At 50.3% G+C, this 18,872-nt stretch carries 14 protein-coding genes; 9 read left to right on the forward strand and 5 right to left on the reverse strand.

Going from position 1 to position 18,872, the window contains the following annotated elements:
* The first annotated feature begins 206 nt into the window (after positions 1-206).
* Positions 207-1,538: an amidohydrolase gene (locus K3G39_RS15205; RefSeq protein ID WP_220627031.1), complete on the forward strand. Its 1,332-nt coding sequence runs from the start codon at positions 207-209 to the stop codon at positions 1,536-1,538.
* A gap of 72 nt (positions 1,539-1,610) precedes the next feature.
* Here the strand turns inward: K3G39_RS15205 and K3G39_RS15210 are convergent, their stop codons facing one another.
* The gene (locus K3G39_RS15210; protein ID WP_220627032.1) at positions 1,611-3,017 is read right to left on the reverse strand and encodes a T9SS type A sorting domain-containing protein; all 1,407 of its coding nucleotides are present in this window, start codon (positions 3,015-3,017) and stop codon (positions 1,611-1,613) included.
* Between the two features lie 313 nt (positions 3,018-3,330).
* Here K3G39_RS15210 and K3G39_RS15215 point away from each other — a divergent pair, with 313 nt between their 5' ends.
* The 3 genes from K3G39_RS15215 to dnaA all read left to right on the forward strand — a co-directional run bounded on the left by K3G39_RS15215 (position 3,331) and on the right by dnaA (position 6,567).
* A complete protein-coding gene (locus K3G39_RS15215) occupies positions 3,331-4,086 on the forward strand; it encodes a 5'-nucleotidase C-terminal domain-containing protein (RefSeq protein WP_220627033.1) in 756 nt (251 codons plus the stop codon).
* Between the two features lie 15 nt (positions 4,087-4,101).
* On the forward strand, positions 4,102-5,037 hold the full coding sequence (locus K3G39_RS15220) for a bifunctional UDP-sugar hydrolase/5'-nucleotidase (RefSeq protein WP_220627034.1): 936 nt from the start codon (positions 4,102-4,104) through the stop codon (positions 5,035-5,037).
* A gap of 105 nt (positions 5,038-5,142) precedes the next feature.
* Positions 5,143-6,567, forward strand: coding sequence for a chromosomal replication initiator protein DnaA (dnaA, locus tag K3G39_RS15225; RefSeq protein WP_220627095.1), 1,425 nt, complete (start codon positions 5,143-5,145; stop codon positions 6,565-6,567).
* A 355-nt stretch (positions 6,568-6,922) separates the two neighbouring features.
* Here dnaA and K3G39_RS15230 read toward each other — a convergent pair whose 3' ends face one another.
* Both K3G39_RS15230 and K3G39_RS15235 read right to left on the reverse strand, forming a co-directional pair.
* Positions 6,923-7,423 carry a hypothetical protein gene (locus K3G39_RS15230; protein WP_220627035.1) on the reverse strand — a complete coding sequence of 167 codons (501 nt, stop codon included), beginning with the start codon at positions 7,421-7,423 and terminating at the stop codon, positions 6,923-6,925.
* A 61-nt stretch (positions 7,424-7,484) separates the two neighbouring features.
* Positions 7,485-7,919, reverse strand: coding sequence for an OsmC family peroxiredoxin (locus K3G39_RS15235; RefSeq protein WP_220627036.1), 435 nt, complete (start codon positions 7,917-7,919; stop codon positions 7,485-7,487).
* A gap of 167 nt (positions 7,920-8,086) precedes the next feature.
* On the opposite strand from K3G39_RS15235, the gene K3G39_RS15240 reads away from it, so the two are divergent.
* The 4 genes from K3G39_RS15240 (at position 8,087) to K3G39_RS15255 (ending at position 13,398) form a co-directional block, all read left to right on the forward strand.
* Positions 8,087-9,607 (forward strand): GH3 auxin-responsive promoter family protein, encoded by a 1,521-nt coding sequence (locus K3G39_RS15240; protein ID WP_220627037.1) that lies wholly within the window; start codon positions 8,087-8,089, stop codon positions 9,605-9,607.
* Positions 9,604-10,764: a 1-deoxy-D-xylulose-5-phosphate reductoisomerase gene (locus K3G39_RS15245; RefSeq protein ID WP_220627038.1), complete on the forward strand. Its 1,161-nt coding sequence runs from the start codon at positions 9,604-9,606 to the stop codon at positions 10,762-10,764. Before K3G39_RS15240 ends, K3G39_RS15245 begins: the two co-directional genes overlap by 4 nt.
* 61 nt (positions 10,765-10,825) lie before the next feature.
* Positions 10,826-12,139 carry an RIP metalloprotease RseP gene (gene rseP / locus K3G39_RS15250; RefSeq protein ID WP_220627039.1) on the forward strand — a complete coding sequence of 438 codons (1,314 nt, stop codon included), beginning with the start codon at positions 10,826-10,828 and terminating at the stop codon, positions 12,137-12,139.
* 14 nt (positions 12,140-12,153) lie between these two features.
* Positions 12,154-13,398, forward strand: a complete 1,245-nt coding sequence (locus K3G39_RS15255; RefSeq protein WP_220627040.1) for a LysM peptidoglycan-binding domain-containing protein — start codon at positions 12,154-12,156, stop codon at positions 13,396-13,398.
* Between the two features lie 7 nt (positions 13,399-13,405).
* Here K3G39_RS15255 and K3G39_RS15260 read toward each other — a convergent pair whose 3' ends face one another.
* Positions 13,406-14,152, reverse strand: a complete 747-nt coding sequence (locus K3G39_RS15260) for a DUF4184 family protein (protein ID WP_220627041.1) — start codon at positions 14,150-14,152, stop codon at positions 13,406-13,408.
* Positions 14,153-14,173: 21 nt separating this feature from the next.
* The gene (locus tag K3G39_RS15265) at positions 14,174-16,159 is read right to left on the reverse strand and encodes an OmpA family protein (RefSeq protein WP_220627042.1); all 1,986 of its coding nucleotides are present in this window, start codon (positions 16,157-16,159) and stop codon (positions 14,174-14,176) included.
* Positions 16,160-16,385: 226 nt separating this feature from the next.
* Here K3G39_RS15265 and lon point away from each other — a divergent pair, with 226 nt between their 5' ends.
* Positions 16,386-18,872: an endopeptidase La gene (gene lon / locus K3G39_RS15270; protein WP_220627043.1), complete on the forward strand. Its 2,487-nt coding sequence runs from the start codon at positions 16,386-16,388 to the stop codon at positions 18,870-18,872.

The raw sequence follows: 18,872 nt of genomic DNA on the forward strand, positions 1-18,872 counted from the left end.
CAGCAGCTCGTTTTTTGTCTTTTGGCGATACTCCTGCACCACGTCGGCTTAGAAAGTTACCCGCGGATCGCGCTAGGCGAGGTACAGGGTATAAATATCCTCTTTTAATTTTCGAACTATGGCTTTCCACTGCTGCAGCATAGAATGTTGTTGGGCTGTTCCAAAAATTATGTAGCTTTAAAGGAAGCAAACCGTTGATCTTAAAAATGATACACCCTTATACCTTCCTTCAAAAAACACTGCCTCTCTGCCTGGGACTGCTGGTTACCATACCTGCTCTCGCACAGAACTCAAAACTGTTGACGAAGGCCAACACCATGGCCGACAAACTGGAACCGAAAGTGATTGAGTGGCGTCGTGACTTTCACCAATACCCTGAGCTAGGCAACCGCGAAACCAAGACAGCCGAAAAAATTGCAGACCACCTCCGAAAGCTAGGTATAGAGGTACAAACCGGCGTAGCTCATACCGGTGTGGTGGGCATCCTGAAAGGTGGAAAGCCCGGTCCTGTCGTGGCCCTGCGCGCGGATATTGACGGCTTGCCTGTAACAGAGCGTACGGATGTGCCATTTGCCTCTAAAGAGCGCAGTACTTACAACGGGCAGGAAGTAGGTGTGATGCATGCCTGTGGCCACGACACGCACATTGCCATGCTGATGGGTGCCGCCGAGGTGCTGGCAGGTATGAAAAGCGACCTGAAGGGAACCGTGAAGTTTATTTTTCAGCCTGCTGAGGAGGGATCTCCGGTAGGGGAGGAAGGCGGTGCGGCTCTGATGGTAAAAGAAGGCGTGCTCGACAAGGGACCTAAGCCGGAAGTGATTTTTGGGCTGCACATCAACTCACAGACGGAGGTCGGCACCATTAAGTATACGCCGGGCGGGACCATGGCGAGCGCCGATATGTTCCGCATTAAAGTAAAAGGCAAGCAGGTACACGGTGCCTACCCGTGGTCAGGTATAGACCCGATTGTGGTGTCAGCGCAGATCATAAACGGTCTGCAGACGATCATTAGCCGGCAGACGCACTTGCCGGAAGCTGCCGCTGTGATCACGGTTGGAAGCATCCACGGTGGTGTACGTAACAACATTATTCCGGAGGAGGTGCTGATGGAGGGCACGATCCGGGCTTTGGATGTGGAAATGCAAAAGAAGCTGCACGAGAAACTGAAGCTCACCGCCACTAAAATTGCGGAAAGCAGTGGCGCTGTAGCCGAAGTAGAGATCATCCCGCAAACCCCTGTTACCTACAACGACCTGGCCTTAACGGAGCGCATGCTGCCTACCTTGCATACCGTAGCAGGCCGCGATAAAGTGGTACTGGCCAAAGCTGTGACCGGAGCTGAGGATTTTGCTTTCTATCAGGAGAAGATTCCCGGATTGTTTCTGTTTGTAGGAGGTATGCCGAAAGGTGAAAATCCGGAAGCAGCCCCCCCGCACCATACACCTGATTTCTTTATAGATGAAAGCGGCCTGAAACTTGGCGTGAAGACCCTGACCAGCCTGACATTAAACTATATGGAAGGGAAAGGTAAAAAGTAGGCAGGTATAGTATAGACAGGTATAGAAAAGCCTCCCTCAGCACCAACTGAGGGAGGCTTTTTATTGAATAATTTATTGCAGCACGAGTTTTCCCGTTTCGATGGGCGAGAGCTGGCTGGTTAAGGTATAGGTATAGAGTCCCGAGGCCAGTTTGGCCGGACGGGCAAAGTCGTTTCTTCCCGGCCTCAAGGTATAGCTCGCCACCACCTTGCCCGTGATGTCGCGCACCAGCAGGTGGAGGGCCGGCAGATCGGGTGCCTCGATAGTGAATTCGCCCCGCGCCGGGTTCGGGTATAGCTTCGGCTTTTCAGTTGGGAAATCGTCACCGGAAGAGAGCGGACGCCGCTGCTCGCCCACATAAATGTACGCGAATGCCCAGGCATCCTCCACTTTGCTATAAGGGAGCCTGTCTGCCGTAAATTCTTCTACCGGTCTGCCTCGCATGCCAATAAGGTAGGGTTCTGTACGCTCCATGTCAGGGCCGGGCGTGAAGGAATAAGTAATGGCAAAACCATCCGCAGTATCGCGGAAAGTAAGCGACGTGTTGATCAGTTCTAAGGTATCAATCTCCCCGAATGGCCTGGCACTTAGTGGCAAGTCACTGGCCGGATTCTTTTTCAGGTAAAATTCCAGCTTCACCGGTTGGCCTGGCCAGGTCTGAATTGAACCATCGCCGTTCACCGTCAGGCGGTTCTTGTTCAGGAGACTCATTTTCGGTTGATCCGCCCGCTCGGTCACCTGGAAAGCCATATCGACTATCATATGGCCTATTTCCCTGCCGTCACGCATTTCTGTTACTTTCAAAGCGATCACATATTCTCCTTTTTGAACGGGATTTGGCCAATGGATTTCTCCAAACTCGCTCACTGTTAACCCCTCCGGAGGCCAATAACCGGGAACATCTGCAATCTCGAAAGAAGAAGATCTGTGTTTGGGAGTCACCAACTCATACACCAGGTAATCGCCATCTTCGTCATAGGCTAAGAAATTGTGGGTCCAGGGCTCACCCGTATAGGCTCCAGTAATTGGTGCGCCGGCAAGCTTCGCCCCATGCAGATTTTGAGTAGCGGTACCTGCCTTCACGCGTGTAATTATTTTTAAATTTATCAAGTCAGTGGGTGCTGCCATATTCATGATTCCCCCGTTCCGGTTCTCGCCAGTCCAATGCACGGTATAGTTTCCAGGCGCATCGTAGGTATGGCTCCAGGTAAAAATTTCCTTATCATAACGACTGGAGTAATGAGTAACGCTGCCTCTTTCAACCCTCGCGACCTTGCTATCACCCATACTTATGAATGCAAAAGGATCATCGGCAGATGAGGCGGCTTTTGTGTAAAGCGTAAACACAAAATCAAACTTTAGCGGATTCTCTGGATCGGCTGTATAGCTGATGTAGCCGCTGTAAATGTGTGTGGCCTGTACTAGCAACGGCGCAAAAAGCAAGGTAGCTAAACATAGAAGCAGGTATATTTTCTTCATATCCAGGTAGTTATAGGTGAAGGTTTATAAGAATACGATTTATAGGTATATTTTAGTATTATTTGTCTAATTATTTGACTATCTATTGCTTGTTCTATTCATACACTGTTTCCTAAAAGATAAATAAATGGCTATAGAGAATCTGGTTGATGCAGGTATAAAAATTAGACCTCAAAAATATAGCCAAAATCTTATATAACTGGGTGACAACGTGTAAGTTTTTAGTAATCGCGAAAGAAAAATTAATCCGCCTATTCTTTTTGCCCGGGCCCGACAATGTTGATAACTTTGGGGATAATTACAGCAGCATCCCATGAAGCGCCCTTTCCTAAAATACATCTCCGGACTGGCTCTGGCCCTAAGTCTGGTCGCCTGCCAGCAGCCCTTGCAACCCTCCGCCAACCTGAGCGAGACGGACGTAGCCGTTGACCATAACATCAAGGCCGATTCGGCTGTGGAGGCCCTGGTTGCCCCATACCGCGAAGAAGTGACCGTGAAAATGTCGGAGGTGGTGGGTTCGGCGCCGGTTGCCTTGGGCAAAGGCGACTACGAATCGCCGCTCGGCAACTTTGTAGTAGACCTGCAGCTGGCGCAGAGCGAACCAGTTTACGGAAAACCCATCAACATGTCCGTAACCACAGAAGGCGGTCTGCGCGTGCCGCTACCAGAAGGCAATATTACCACCGGCCATATTTTTGAGCTGATGCCGTTTGAGAACGAGATGGTCGTACTCACCCTCAGTGGCGAGTCCGTAAAGCAGCTGTTCGACGATGCTGCGGCCCGCAAGATCACCTACATCGGCAACGCAACCTATACCGTGGCTAACGGCAAAGCACAGGATATCAAAATCAAAGGCCAGCCCCTTGATCTCAACAAAACTTATACCTTGGTTACTTCCGACTATCTGGCCGGAGGCGGCGATAAACTCGACATGCTCAAGAATCCGATCCAATACGAGAAGCTGGGCCTTTTGCTACGCGACGCTATTCACCAGCACATACAGCAGCTCACCGCCGCCGGCAAGCAAGTGACCGTCCCGGCCGAAAAACGCGTGACCATCCTTCCATAAGCTATACCTGAACACATGAAGAGAAGAGACTTTTTGAAGCACACGGCCCTCGGCGCGGCAGGTATAAGCATGCTGGGTTTGCCTTTTTCGGCAGAGGCCGCCCGTGAAGGTATAAAACTGACCATCCTGCATACCAACGACCAGCACTCGCGCATCGACCCTTTCCCGGACGATGGGCGCAAGTATGGCGGTATGGGCGGTATGGCTCGTCGCGCGACACTCATCGAGCGCATCCGGCAACAGGAGCCGAACGTGCTTTTGCTCGACTCCGGCGACATCTGGCAGGGCACACCCTACTTCAATTTTTTTGAGGGCGAGCTCGAGTACAAACTCATGACCAAGATGGGCTACGACGCCGCCACACTCGGCAACCACGATTTCGATATCGGATTGGAAGGGCTCCAGAAGCAATTGCCGCTGGCTGGTTTCCCGTTCCTCACGGCTAACTACGATTTCTCCAACACGATCCTGAAAGATCGCTTTCAGCCTTACAAGGTGTTCGAAAAGCAAGGTATACGGGTAGGTATATTCGGGCTAGGTATAGAGCTCGACGGGCTGGTGAGCAAAAACATGTATGGCGAAACCGTATACCTGGACCCTGTTCAGAAAGCCCGCGAGACGGTGCAGGCACTGCGTGAAAAAGAGAAGTGCCACTTCGTTATCTGCCTTTCGCACCTTGGGTATAGTTACGACACCGACAAAATAGACGACCGCAAACTGGCCGCGCAGGTCAGCGGCATCGATTTGATTTTGGGTGGCCATACCCATACCTTCATGGAAAAACCGGAAGTGTTGCGACACGAAAGCGGGCATGAGACCATGATTAACCAGGTAGGGTGGTCGGGCTTGTTTTTGGGCAGAATAGATGTTACATTCAGCAGAAAATCAAAGCGTAGGACCGACACAAGGACCGCTGTCTTGGCTGTGGATAACCCTGTATTAACTTCGTGAATAAATAATTTTTTGTTTAGAATAAATTGGTCAAATTTGTAACCCCCCTGCCGTCAAGGTTAGGTTTGTTACACCCAACGGATCTTTTGTGTTTTGGAAAATTGGATGATAAAAGACTGTTCAACAGTATGGAGTAACTGTCTACAGGTAATTAAGGAAAGTATTGGCGAGCAGAGCTTTAAAACTTGGTTCGAACCGATCAAGCCTTTGTCCCTGCGTGACAATGTGCTCACCATACAGGTGCCTAGCCAATTCTTTTATGAGTGGCTGGAGGAGCACTATGTAGGTTTGCTGAAGAAGGTAATTTACCAGGAGATGGGCAGTGAGGGGCGCCTGGAGTACTCTATTATCGTGGATCGTGGAAACGAGTCTAACAAGCCGCAGACGGTCAACATCCCGACCAAGAAAATTCCGCAGGCTGTCGTTAATTCTTACCGGCCGGAGCAGAACTTCATCAAGAGCCCGTTCGAGTCGAAGACAATCGACCGCAACTTCCTGAACTCACAGCTGAACGGCGCCTATACCTTCGAAAACTACATTGAGGGAGATTGTAACCGCCTGGCGCGGTCGGCAGGTTATGCCGTGGCCAACAAGCCGGGTACTACTTCGTTTAACCCGCTGATGGTATACGGCGGTGTGGGACTTGGCAAAACGCACCTGGTGCAGGCCATTGGCAACCACATCAAAAACAGCAACCCGGATAAGTTCGTGCTCTACGTGTCTTCCGAGAAATTCGTGAACCAGTTCATCGAGTCGCTCAAGACCAACAACGTGCAGGACTTTGCCAACTTCTATTTGCTGGTAGACATCCTGATCATCGACGACGTGCAGTTTTTGAGCGGCAAGGAGAAGACGCAGGAAATGTTCTTCCACATTTTCAACCATCTGCACCAGTCCGGCAAACAGATCGTGATGACCTCCGACTGTCCGCCACGCGACCTCAAAGGCTTAGAGGAGCGTCTGTTGTCCCGCTTTAAGTGGGGCCTCACCGCCGATTTGCAGAGCCCGGATTTTGAGACACGTATGGCCATCATCCAGAAAAAGATGCAGGGCGACGGAATTGATATACCTGACAACGTAGTGGAGTACCTGGCCTACAGCGTAGACACCAACGTGCGTGAACTGGAAGGTGTACTTATCTCGCTTATTGCGCAGTCCTCGCTAAACAGAAAAGAGATTGACTTGGAGCTTGCCAAGCAGGCCCTGAAGCATATTATTGAGGATGTAGAGACGGAAGTAAACCTTGACTTCATCCAGAAAACGGTGGCCGAGTACTTCCAGGTGAGCCTGGACTCGCTCAAAGCCAAGACCCGTAAGAAAGAAATCGTGACAGCGCGTCAGGTGGCCATGTACTTTGCCAAAGAGTTTACCAGCCATTCGCTCAAGTCAATCGGTTACCATTTTGGTGGCCGCGACCACAGTACGGTGATCCACTCGGTGCAGACTGTTTCTGATCTGATTGATACCGACAAGAAGTTTAAAGTGAGCATTCAGGAACTACAGAAGAAATTCAAGTCCAAGGCGGGTTAAGCTATACCTAACTGAAACGCTATACCTAAAACAAAACTGCCGCTACTATACCTGAGTAGCGGCAGTTTTTGTTTTAAAGCTATACCTGTCGGGCTGGTTCTAAAAAGGAGAGGGCTATACCTGCGCAGATATAGCCCTCTCCTTTTATTGATTATCGTATGCTAGTTCACTTTTTTTGCCTTTTGCAAAAGGCGTATACCTAAAGTTGCTACAATTATGGTGGGCACTAGCAGCATCACTAAAGTCGCAGTATTGGTATACGGATTGAATATTTGATAAGCAAAACCAACTACCAAAATGGTAGCGGCTAGGCAAAAACGGAACAGCTCGGATGACATTTTCATCAGTGTATACCTTATGCCAGATTGGCTTCTGTTACTTCAAAATTATGCACTGCTGCCAGTTCACGTATTCTGCTTTTCACTTTCTCGATGTCACGCTTCTTGCGCACTTGCTTCAGGTCGAGGTATACCTTGTTGCCGTCGCGTTGGGTGATGCGCAGGGCCATAAGTGATACGTGCACCGCTTCGATGTCAGGTATAGCCGTGATCATTTTGGTGCGAAACACGCCATTCTTCTGCACGATGTACTCCTGCGTTACTTCAATGTAAGATTGTATACCAAACACAGAGGTGTTCTGCAGGATCACGTAGCCCAGAAAAACAACAGACAAACCGAAAAATATGTAGTACAGGTAATTCTGGTCGCCAGTCGGGTTTTCGCTTACAAGCAGCATAGTAGCCCAGGCCAGCCAGAAAAGGGTGAGCACTAGTTGTACCGTAAACGAAAGCTTAGCATTGCGCGAAGGGCTTAACTGGACTAAAAGCGACGATCTTGCATTACCGGCTGTTGGCATATAGGCGTATTAAAGTGAAACAAACGAGCACAGTTTAGGTGCAAGCTGCAATATAGTAATTTTATTTTTTTAGTGAAGCTGTTAATGTGATCTCAGGCACGGCACCCAGCGCCTTCGAAATAGGGCACTTGGCTTTTGATTCTTCGGCTAGTTTCTGAAATTCATCGTCGCTTATACCTGCCACACTAGCCTCGGTGTTCAGTTCGATCTTCATCACGTGCGGTCCGCCGTCTTTTTCGCCCAGGTGCACGGTGGCAGTTGTCCGAACTGACTCCGGCTCGTAGTTGGCCTTCTCGAGCAGTGCACTCAGGAACATGGAGTAGCAGCCGGCATGCGCCGCACCGATCAGTTCTTCGGGGTTGGTGGCCGACGCGTCGTTTTCGAAGCGCGAGGCGAAGGTATAGCCTGCTTTAAAGTTACCGGTGCCTGACTCAACTTCTCCATTACCGTTTTTCAGGCCTTTGTTCCATTGGGCCTTTGCTGTGCTTTTTTTCATAATTCTTGCTGTTAGTGTTGTTTTTAGATAAATCCAATACCTATAAACTACAGCGGGACGTTTTTTGTTAACCCTAAAAAAATAGAGCGGAGTTAAAACATGGCGAACAGCTATGGCAAAGCCCGTTAATCTGGCTATATTTACCCCTCCAAAAAAACAAATACCATATGGGTGTGAAAGCATGGCTCAGTAAGCCGCTAGCTGCATATGTGCACAAAAAACACCAGTCCTGGATACAGAACCCGGTAGAAGCGCAACAGGCTGTTTTTGAGAATATCATCAAAAAAGCACAGCAGACCGCCTTTGGCCGTGACCATCATTTTTCTGAAATAAAGACCCACGCCGATTTCGTAGAGGCCGTTCCCGTGCGCGACTACGAGGGCCTTTCCTCATACTTTAACCGGGTAAAAGAAGGGGAGCAAAATATTATGTGGCCCGGCAAACCGCTCTACCTGGCCAAAACTTCCGGTACTACTTCCGGTACCAAGTACATCCCGATCACCAAAGACTCTATACCTAACCACATCAACGGAGCGAAAGACGCGCTACTTTCTTACATCCATGAAACAGGCAATTCAAGCTTTCTGGATGGTAAAATGATCTTCCTTTCGGGTAGTCCGGTGCTCGACGAGGTAGGAGGGATCCATACCGGTCGTTTGTCAGGTATAGTGAACCACCATGTGCCGGGCTACCTGCGCACCAATCAGTTGCCGAGCTACGAAACCAACTGCATCGAAGACTGGGAAACCAAGCTCGACCAGATCATTGAAGAAACCATTGAGCAGGACATGACGCTCATTTCAGGTATACCGCCCTGGGTGCAGATGTACTTCGATAAACTGATGCGGCAGACAGGCAAGCCGATCAAAGATATTTTCCCGAATTTCTCGTTGTTTGTGTACGGTGGCGTGAATTTTGAGCCTTACCGTAAAAAACTGTTCGAGTCGATCGGGCGCGAAGTAGATTCTGTTGAAACATTTCCGGCCTCTGAAGGGTTTTTCGCCTATCAGAACGAACAGCACGACAGGGGCCTTTTGCTTTTGCTGAACGCCGGGATATTCTTTGAGTTTATACCTACGGATGAGTATTTCAACGAGAAGCCAACCCGTCTCACTATCGGCGAAGTGGAAACAGGCGTGAACTACGCGCTGGTGGTCAGCAGTAATGCCGGCCTCTGGGCTTACTCTATTGGCGATACCGTGAAGTTTACTTCTGTGAAGCCTTACAAACTGATCGTGAGTGGCCGCATCAAGCACTACATTTCTGCCTTTGGCGAGCACGTAATAGGCGAGGAAGTGGAAAAGGCGATGCAACGCACCATGCAAAGTTATCCGATGGTGGAGCTGGTAGAGTTTACAGTGGCCCCTTACGTGAGTCAGGACAAAGGACAGTCTTTTCACGAGTGGCTGGTGGAGTTCTCTATTCCGCCTGCTAACCAGGAGGCATTTGAAAAAGAGCTGAACGCGCAATTGCAGAAATTGAATACATATTACAATGACCTGATCTCGGGCCATATCCTGGCAGATCTGAAAATCAGGTCGCTGCCGCAGGGGACGTTCCGCCACTATATGAAGTCGCAGGGCAAACTTGGCGGACAAAACAAAGTGCCCCGCCTGAGCAACGACCGTAATCTGGCCGATGGCCTGATCGGGTCGGCAGGCGCTCTTAACACTAACGAAAGCGAATGAAACGAATTGCCATACTTGGCTCCACAGGCTCCATCGGCACACAAGCCCTGGAAGTGATCGCAGCCAATCCTGATAGTTTTGAGTTGGAGGTGATCACCGCCTTTAACAATGCCGATTTGCTAATTGCGCAGGCACTGGCTTTTAAGCCCAACGCTGTTGTAATAGCCAACGAAGCCCTGTACGAGCAGGTGCGCGATGCCCTGCATCATGAGGACATTAAGGTATACGCCGGATCCAACGCCCTTAACTCGGTAGTGGAAATGGGCACAGTAGATATGGTGCTAACCGCCATGATGGGCTACGCTGGTTTGCAACCGACTATCCGCGCCATTAATGCCGGTAAAGAGATCGCCTTAGCTAATAAGGAAACCCTGGTGGTAGCCGGACAACTGATTACCGAGCTGGCACGACAGCAAGGCGTGAACATTTACCCGGTAGACTCGGAGCACAGTGCCATTTTCCAGTGCCTGGCTGGTGAATTCCATAACCCGATCGAGAAAATTATACTCACCGCTTCGGGCGGGCCTTTCAGAGGTCGCAAAGCTGACGAGCTGCGGCAGGTGACACGAGCGCAGGCGCTCAAGCACCCGAATTGGGAGATGGGAGCCAAGATCACCATCGATTCGGCTTCATTGATGAACAAAGGGCTGGAGGTGATTGAGGCGAAGTGGCTGTTTGGTCTGAAGAATGAGCAGATCGAAGTGGTGGTGCATCCGCAGTCCATCATTCACTCGCTGGTGCAGTTTGAGGATGGCTCCATCAAGGCGCAGCTCGGCCTGCCCGACATGAAACTGCCGATCCAGTATGCGCTGAGCTACCCCAACCGACTCAAAAACGACTTTCCGCGCTTCAACTTTCTGGATTACCCGCAACTTACCTTCGAACAGCCAGACCTGGAAACTTTCCGAAACCTGCAGCTGGCGTTTGATGCCATGGAGCGTGGCGGAAACATGCCCTGCATCCTGAATGCAGCCAACGAAATCGCTGTGGCTGCCTTCCTGCGCGAGGAAGTGGGCTTCCTGGAGATGTCCGATATCATCGAAGACAGTATGGCAAAAGTTGCGTATATTGCGAATCCTTCTTACGAAGACTATGTTACAACAGACAGAGAGACACGTGCTTATGCGACAGAAGCGGCTGGGAAACTGAGCCTCTAAATGTCGCTATCGGGCGTTTATTTTTTGTCAAGATCATCGATTCTAAATTTATTTCTATTAAATGGATATTTTAATAATGGTGGGCCAGCTCCTTCTAGGCCTTACACTGCTAGTAGGACTGCACGAGCTGGGACACATGTTGACTGCCAAATGGTTTGGCATGCGGGTTGAGAAGTATGCAATAGGGTTTCCTCCGAAAATATTTAGTAAAAAAGTAGGCGAAACGGAGTACATACTGGGCGCCATTCCGCTCGGCGGCTTTGTGAAAATTACAGGTATGGTGGACGAATCTTTGGACACCGAGGCCCTGAAGAAAGACCCGGAGCCTTATGAGTTTCGCGCCAAACCAGCCTGGCAACGTCTTATTGTGATGATGGGTGGCATTATCGTGAACGTGATCACGGGTATTGTTATTTTCATCGGACTGAACTACTACTATGGCGAGAGCTACCTGCCGGCCAGCGAGGTGAAGTACGGGGTGCAGCCAAACGAGATGGGGCAGGAACTGGGTTTTAAGCCGGGCGACCAAATTGTGGCACTTAATGGCAAGCCACTCGAGAAGTTTGAAGACGTGTATTCCATGGATATGCTCTTGGGAAGCAACTCATACTATACCGTGGAGCGTAATGGTGAGCAGGTAAAAATTCCGATTCCGGTAGACTTTATGGACCGCATGGCCGACAACAAAGACCGCATGCTGTTTGTGCAGCCACGTGTGCCTTTTGTGGTGGGTGAGGTAGTGCCGAGCAGCGCAGCTTCTAAAGCGGGTTTGCAAACAGGCGACTATATTATGACGGTGGGCGGAGAGCCTACACAGTTCTTTAGTGAGTTTCAGGAAGTTATAAAGAAACACGCGGGCAAGTCGGTAGCCCTGGAAGTGGAGCGTAACAACGAAGTGCTGACCCTGAACGCCGAAGTAAACGAAGATGGTACGCTGGGTTTTTACCAGAAGCCACTGCTATCGTACGCCACCCGCGATTACAGCATCGGGGAGGCCGTGCCACTGGGAACCTCACAGGCATTTGCCGTTATTACAAACAACATCAAGGGCTTCGGGAAAATATTCAGAGGCGAGGCATCAGCTTCCAAGTCGTTGAGCGGACCAATAGGTATAGCCCAGATCTTCGGCGACACGTTTAACTGGTACAAGTTCTGGTCGATCACAGGTATGCTGTCGATGGTGCTGGCCTTTATGAACTTCCTGCCGATTCCGGCGCTGGACGGTGGTCACGTTGTATTTTTAACATACGAGATGATCAGCGGACGCAAGCCTTCAGATAATTTTTTGGAGAACGCTCAAAAAGTGGGCATGGTTTTATTGTTGGGCTTAATGGCTTTTGCTATATTTAACGATGTATTCAAGATAATCTTCTAACCAAAGATTCCTGTATGAAAGCCATCGTGAAGAGCGTATTAACTTTTGCCATTCTTTTTGTTTTATTTGCATTTAATCAAGCCGGTGCTACACCAGTAGCATCGGCTTTTTCTATACCTGCGCAGTCTGCCGCCGCCGACACCGTGTACCTGGTACAGCAAGGCGATACGTATTACAGCCTCTCACGCCGGTTTAATATTCCGCTCGACTCGCTGCAGAAGTGGAACGGCACACAGCTGAACATGGGCCAGACGCTATACCTGACACGCCGCGGTGCCAAGGGAAGTACTGTAGCTGCAAAGCCTGCAACAGCTGCCCAGCAAGGTAACATGGCGAAAGCTACGCCGACAACTGCCAGTCAGCCGACAACACCAGCGAAGCAGCCAGCCATAACAAGTCAGGCTACTCCAAAGACTCAGGCCACCAAGCCAGCCGCCGCATCACCTGCACAGTCAACAAGAACGACCAGCACAGCTAATCTCACCGGCCCGGCACGCACGCAGGCAAGTACATCAGCCTCAGCTTCTACACTGCCTACTCTGGAAAGTAAGGTGAAGCAGCGGATTCTGGTGGTACCTTTTGATCCATACCTGTATTTTTCTGACGCTGACGACGAGATCGCCCGCCATTCTAAAATACCGCGCCAGAACGTCCGCCATGTGTTCCGTGGCAGATTGAATGCCCTGCTGGCTCCCGAAGGATACGAAACCATTAACCTGCTAGGCGGCGTGTACCGCGATAGTGTGAGCGAACTGAGTACCTTGTACAAATCCCTGAGCTATGGTTATCAGGACAACAAACAGTCCCGCTACAACCATCAACCAACCGTGAAAGCAAAAGAACGCGAAAATGCACTGGATTGGGTAAAGCGTCAGAAAGAGAAAGTGAATATCAGAGGCGGACAGCCAGCCACGGTACCTGTTGCGCAGGACGAGAACAAGCACTTCGGGGTAAAGGTGAAAGATCCGAAATTCTTCACACACTTCAACGGGCAGTATGGCATCGATTATTACGTTTTCATCAACCAGTTTGAAGTGAAGACCAATTACGAAAATTGCCTGGACCGTGCCAGTTGGAACTACGAACGCGACTTTCTTGTACACTATTCCATTTACAACAGCAACGGCGAGCTCGTGTCTGGCAATAAAGTGAAAGTGCCTTACCAGTCCAACATGAACGACGTGCAGCGTATTGTGACCGACAACATGCCTAACATGGCAAAACGAGTACTGGCCGATCTGCCGCAAGCTCAGAAATAAGCGATTCCTAATTCCGTTTTCTAAGCCAGCTTAGCTTAAAAACTGCACTCACGGCGATGGTGGCCATCATGGAGCCAGTCAGAAACGACACAACTATTCCCATTGGAGAACGCATAAAGGCACTGGCGTATAGAGCGTAGCCCATAAAGGCTATACCTGCTATACCTATACCTGACCAAAACACAATCTTTTGCTTAAGACTCACTTTGTCAGGTATAGCCACGGTTGGCTGGCGCCAGGTATAAAGCAGTATGAGCGGCGCGCCCACCAATGTGCTGCTATGTTGCACGATGCGGCAAAGCATAACCTCGAATCCCATCACATTTACCATGCTTGTCAGTAATGGCCATCTACTTGCAAAGTGGCCCGTCTCGTGCGTGAAAGCGTCCCAGAAAATATGTGAAGCGGCGCCTAGTATGGCTGAAAAGGCAAAGACGAACCAGCGCTCTTTTAGAGAATTTAACCAAGCTGGTTCCGGTACGGCTAAGGCGCGGCGTTTAAACCAATCGGGGAGGTGTGCTGTCGCTGGCCGCCGCACGATCAGGTGAAAGATGGTTGCTATAGCCAGCGCGACAGGCAGGTTAAAGTACAGCAAGCCCTTCAGGCTATGGCCGCTGTGCTTAAAAAAGGGGAGAAGCAGGAAATACTGAAAATCCGGTGCGATGCTGCCTGTAATAAGACCGGTAGCAGAAAACCAGCGGCTGTGTTTAAGCAAGGGCAGTACGGCAGCAGGATGCGCGGCAGTAAACGGCATAAGGTATAAGAAACGATAAAGCTACCTTCCTATACCTCGCCCTTGCAATACTGGTTTTATCAAACGAAATTCTACACGGCGGTTGATGCGGCGGTCTTCTTCTGTCTTTTCTTCGCGCAGGGGTTTGCTGCTTCCGTAGCCATAGGCGTCAATGCGGCCATCCTCAAGGCGCACCTTGTGCTGGATGTACTGCAAGATGGCATCAGCACGGTCTTTCGACAGAATCTGGTTAAACTCAGAATCACCGGCGCTGTCGGTGTGGCCTGCAATTTCCAGCCGGAATCCCGGGTTTTCTACCAGAAAGTAAGCTACCTCATCTAGAACTGCGTGCATTTCGGGTGTAATATTCGACTCGTTTGGCTCAAACTCAATGTTCCTGAACACGATCGGAATGTTGTGATCGATTACCTGGGTCATAATCTGCAGAGAAGTGTCCTGCCGCAAAGCCAGTTCCCGCTCAATCGTGAAGAAATCCGGGCTCTGAATGATCATCATGTAGCGCGAGTTATCGATCAGGTGGAAGGCAAACGAACCATCCGGCCGGATGTACTTCGATGAGATCTCGATGCCGTTGTCGAGGTCGATGATGGAAATGATGCCTGAAAGCGGTTTGTTGGAAACAGAATCGCGCAAAACACCTTCCACTTTGGTCACGGCGAGCGGGTGAGCTTCCATGGGCAGCGGGAAAGAGTAGAGATCCAGGTTCTTGAGGTCGCTTTCTTCGGAGCGGGCGTAATACAGGTTCTGCGACTGCGAATCGATGGTGAAGTAGTACTCGCTGCCCCGCCCGTTCACGAGCGGACCGATGTTGCGTGGCTCCTGCCATTTGCCGCCCACCAGGTAAGTCTTGTAGATGTCGAAATCACCGAAATTGAACAGCTGACCGCGGGAACTGAAGTACAGTACCTTATACTTTGGATGGTAGAAAGGACTCACCTCACTTTGGCGCGTGTTGATGATCGGCCCCATATTCTGCGCCTTAGCCCACTGTCCGTTCTTCAGTTTGTGCGTGAAATAAATGTCAGACAGGCCAAAGCCACCCAGGCGGTCGGAAGCAAAATAGAGCGTGTCTTCGTTAGGAGACAAGGTAGGCTGCGAGTCCCAGGATGGGCTGTTCACATTCGGACCCAGGTTCTCGATTTCGTGCCAGCTTCCGTCGGGCTGTAGACTTGCTTTGTACAGGTCGCAGTTGCCAAAGCCGTCCGGCGATTCGCAACGGGCGAAGTATAGCGTCTTGCCATCGCGGGTAAGTGTGGCGGAGCCTTCGTTGTAAATGCTGTTGATGGGCTTGCCAAAAGATTGTGCCTCGGTCCAGTAGCCGTTGCTGTTCTGGGAGTAGTACAGGTCCTCGTTTGGCTTGCTCTCTATACCTTGAAAAGTGCGCTTGGAGGTAAATATAAGTGTATTGTTGTCGGCGCTGAGGGTAGGGCCGTAGTCTTCATAAACCGAGTTGATGGTATTGCCCATGTTCAGGTATACCCCGCGTGGCGGCTGGTATGTCGAGATGGACTTGCGGTACTCTACCAGTTCGTAATAGTAGCTGAGCGGCACGTAGTAATCCTTAGTGTTCTGCTCCAGCGAGTCATAGTAGGATTGCACCTGGCGGACGTCGCTGCGGTGGTGCTTGAGTACGAGGCGGTATACCTCCATGGCCTGGCTCAGCATACCCTGGCGTTCATAAAGCTGGCCCAGTCGCCAGAGCAGGTTGGTATCTTTGTAGAAGTTCTGTACCCCGAAATTGCGCACATAACCCTCTAGTAGCTTGAGGGCTTGTCCATACTGTTTGCGTCTTTCCAGCCGCTGAATCTCCGAAAGTTTTTTGGAGTCTTTGTAGTGGGCAATCCGGTTCAGGTTGGGGAAGTCCAGGTGCATTTCCTGGTTAGGAGCCTTTTTCTTTACCTTCATGTCAGGACCGTCTTGTAACGGCGTATGCTTCAGCTGGCCCAGACACAGTAGCGGAGCCAGCAACATCAGCAGGAAGAGAACAAGGGCGTTAAGTCGTTTCATCGGCACAGAGCGTGATACCTGAAACCAAAGATATTATTTTTTAGCCTATGTTCTGAAACGATTTATTAATATTCCCTTATATTTTGGAGAGAAGTGCCAACGCTGCTACCAACGCGACAATTTAGACGGGCATCAGCACTTGGCACAGCTCTTGACACTAATACACTCCACAGGCATAAAGCGGAATTTCCGTTATCTTTATGTCAATTTGGCACTGATACAACCTATGAACTATACACTGAAGAACTTCCTTAACCATCTTTTAATCGGAAACATGTCGTTAGATGATAGCGACGATCTGATTCCGGTAATCACCACAGACCCTGACGAAGAAATGCTGCCGGAAGACATGCCGGACGAACTGCCTTTACTGGCGGTGCGCAACACAGTATTGTTTCCGGGGGTGGTATTGCCTATTACTGTTAGCCGCAAAAAATCAGTGCGCCTCGTTCGCAAAGCCCATAAAGGCGACAAAATCATTGGCGTGGTGGCGCAGCGCAACACCAACAGCGACGATCCATCTGCTGAAGACCTGTATGAGATCGGCACGATGGCCAAAATCCTGAAAATGTTGGTACTGCCCGATGGCAATACGACCATTATCATTCAGGGTCAAAGCCGTTTCAAAATAGAGGAGGTTACGCAGGAAGACCCCTACTTGTCGGCCAAGGTAAGTTACTGCAAAGACACTTTCCCGAACAAGAAAAGCAAAGAAGTAAAGGCGCTGGTACACTCGCTGAAAGACGCGGCTGCCAAGATGCTTAAGCTAAACCCTGAGATTCCGCAGGAGGCGCAGGTCGCCCTTGATAATATTGACAGCCCGAGTTTCCTGACACACTTCCTTTCGAGCAACCTGAACGTGGATGTGGCACAGAAGCAGATACTGCTGGAAGTAAACGACGGTGTGGAGCGCGGCACGCAACTCCTCGAGATCATGCTGCGCGAGATCCAGTTGCTGGAGCTCAAGCAGGAAATTCATACCAAGGTACATACTGACATCGACCAGCAGCAGCGCGACTACTTTTTGCGCCAGCAGATCAAGGTGCTGCAGGACGAACTGGGGCAGGAGGGGCCCGATCAGGAAATCGAACGCTTCCGGGAACGTTCTATGAAAAAGAAGTGGCCGGAGCAGGTTGCCAAGCATTTTAACAAAGAGATCGAGCGACTGGCCCGCCTCAATCCGCAGGCAGCTGAGTACCCGGTGGCGGTCAACTACCTGGAGTTTCTACTGGATCTGCCCTGGAACGAAACTACCAAGGATAACTTTAACCTGAAGCGCACTAAAAAAATACTCGACGCCGACCATTACGGTTTGGAGAAGGTAAAGGAGCGCATTATTGAGTACCTGGCTGTGCTCAAGCTGAAAAAGGACATGAAAGCGCCGATTCTGTGCCTCTATGGCCCTCCGGGTGTAGGTAAAACCTCACTGGGGCGATCTATTGCTACGGCTTTAGGCCGTAAATATGTCAGAATGTCACTGGGTGGCGTGCGCGATGAAGCAGAAATTCGTGGTCACCGCCGTACCTATGTGGGCGCCATGCCGGGCAAGATCATTAGCCAGATCAAAAAAGTAGGATCATCTAACCCGGTTATTATCCTCGACGAGATAGACAAACTGGCCTCTGACTTTCGTGGCGACCCGTCTTCGGCTTTACTGGAAGTGCTGGACCCAGAGCAGAACCATACCTTCATGGACAATTATCTGGACGTGGAGTACGACCTCTCGAAAGTGCTTTTTATTGCTACAGCGAACTCACTCGATACTATACAGCCTGCCCTGCGCGACCGTATGGAGATTATTGAACTGACCGGCTATACCTTAGAAGAGAAGACTGAGATCGCAAAGCGCCACCTTGTGCCAAAGCAGGTAAGTGAGCATGGCCTGGAGGAGGAAGATGTGAAAATGTCGAAAGCCACTATCCAGAAAGTAATTGACGATTATACCCGTGAGTCAGGTGTGCGCAGTCTGGAACGCAAGATCGGGCAGGTTGTGCGCAACACGGCCAAGCAAAAGGCGATGGAGGAGAAGTATACCCCAGCCATTAAACCGGAAGACGTGGTGAGGATTCTGGGGCCGGAAACTTTTGATAAAGAAATTTACCAGGATATTGACACGGCTGGTGTGGTAACAGGCCTGGCCTGGACCTCAGTAGGCGGCGATATTCTGTTTATTGAGTCTATCCTGAGCAAAGGCAAAGGCAAGCTGACGCTTTCCGGCCAGTTGGGCGATGTGATGAAAGAATCAGCCATGACCGCGATCTCATACCTGAAAGCCCATGCCGAGCTGCTGGAAATTGACTACCGTTTGTTTGACCAGTACGACCTGCACATTCACTTTCCGGAAGGCGCTGTGCCAAAAGACGGTCCGTCGGCAGGTATAGCCATCTTCACTTCCATTGCCTCGGTATTCACGCAACGTAAAGTAAAGTCGCGCCTGGCCATGACGGGCGAGATTACGCTGCGTGGCAAGGTGCTGCCGGTAGGAGGTATAAAAGAGAAAATTCTGGCTGCCAAGCGGGCAGGTATAACCGATGTAATTCTGTGCCAGAAGAACCGCAAAGACATCACAGAAATACCAGAGCAGTACATCAAGGGTTTGCATATTCATTACGTAGATAGAGTGGATGATGTGGTACAGATTGCTTTGCTAAAGCAGAAGGTAAAGCACCCGCTGAAATTGGTGGTGACGGAAAATGGGAAGGGTGATGAGTAA

It is taken from the genome of Pontibacter sp. HSC-14F20, from assembly GCF_019599265.1.
In the GTDB taxonomy this organism is placed as follows: Bacteria; Bacteroidota; Bacteroidia; order Cytophagales; family Hymenobacteraceae; genus Pontibacter.

What these genes read in the sequence shown, in the direction of transcription:
- K3G39_RS15205 (WP_220627031.1), top strand. Translation starts at nt 207, where the DNA reads ATGATACACCCTTATACCTTCCTTCAAAAAACACTGCCTCTCTGCCTG.
- K3G39_RS15210 (WP_220627032.1), bottom strand. Translation starts at nt 3,017, where the DNA reads ATGAAGAAAATATACCTGCTTCTATGTTTAGCTACCTTGCTTTTTGCG.
- K3G39_RS15215 (WP_220627033.1), top strand. Translation starts at nt 3,331, where the DNA reads ATGAAGCGCCCTTTCCTAAAATACATCTCCGGACTGGCTCTGGCCCTA.
- K3G39_RS15220 (WP_220627034.1), top strand. Translation starts at nt 4,102, where the DNA reads ATGAAGAGAAGAGACTTTTTGAAGCACACGGCCCTCGGCGCGGCAGGT.
- dnaA (WP_220627095.1), top strand. Translation starts at nt 5,143, where the DNA reads ATGATAAAAGACTGTTCAACAGTATGGAGTAACTGTCTACAGGTAATT.
- K3G39_RS15230 (WP_220627035.1), bottom strand. Translation starts at nt 7,423, where the DNA reads ATGCCAACAGCCGGTAATGCAAGATCGTCGCTTTTAGTCCAGTTAAGC.
- K3G39_RS15235 (WP_220627036.1), bottom strand. Translation starts at nt 7,919, where the DNA reads ATGAAAAAAAGCACAGCAAAGGCCCAATGGAACAAAGGCCTGAAAAAC.
- K3G39_RS15240 (WP_220627037.1), top strand. Translation starts at nt 8,087, where the DNA reads ATGGGTGTGAAAGCATGGCTCAGTAAGCCGCTAGCTGCATATGTGCAC.
- K3G39_RS15245 (WP_220627038.1), top strand. Translation starts at nt 9,604, where the DNA reads ATGAAACGAATTGCCATACTTGGCTCCACAGGCTCCATCGGCACACAA.
- rseP (WP_220627039.1), top strand. Translation starts at nt 10,826, where the DNA reads ATGGATATTTTAATAATGGTGGGCCAGCTCCTTCTAGGCCTTACACTG.
- K3G39_RS15255 (WP_220627040.1), top strand. Translation starts at nt 12,154, where the DNA reads ATGAAAGCCATCGTGAAGAGCGTATTAACTTTTGCCATTCTTTTTGTT.
- K3G39_RS15260 (WP_220627041.1), bottom strand. Translation starts at nt 14,152, where the DNA reads ATGCCGTTTACTGCCGCGCATCCTGCTGCCGTACTGCCCTTGCTTAAA.
- K3G39_RS15265 (WP_220627042.1), bottom strand. Translation starts at nt 16,159, where the DNA reads ATGAAACGACTTAACGCCCTTGTTCTCTTCCTGCTGATGTTGCTGGCT.
- lon (WP_220627043.1), top strand. Translation starts at nt 16,386, where the DNA reads ATGAACTATACACTGAAGAACTTCCTTAACCATCTTTTAATCGGAAAC.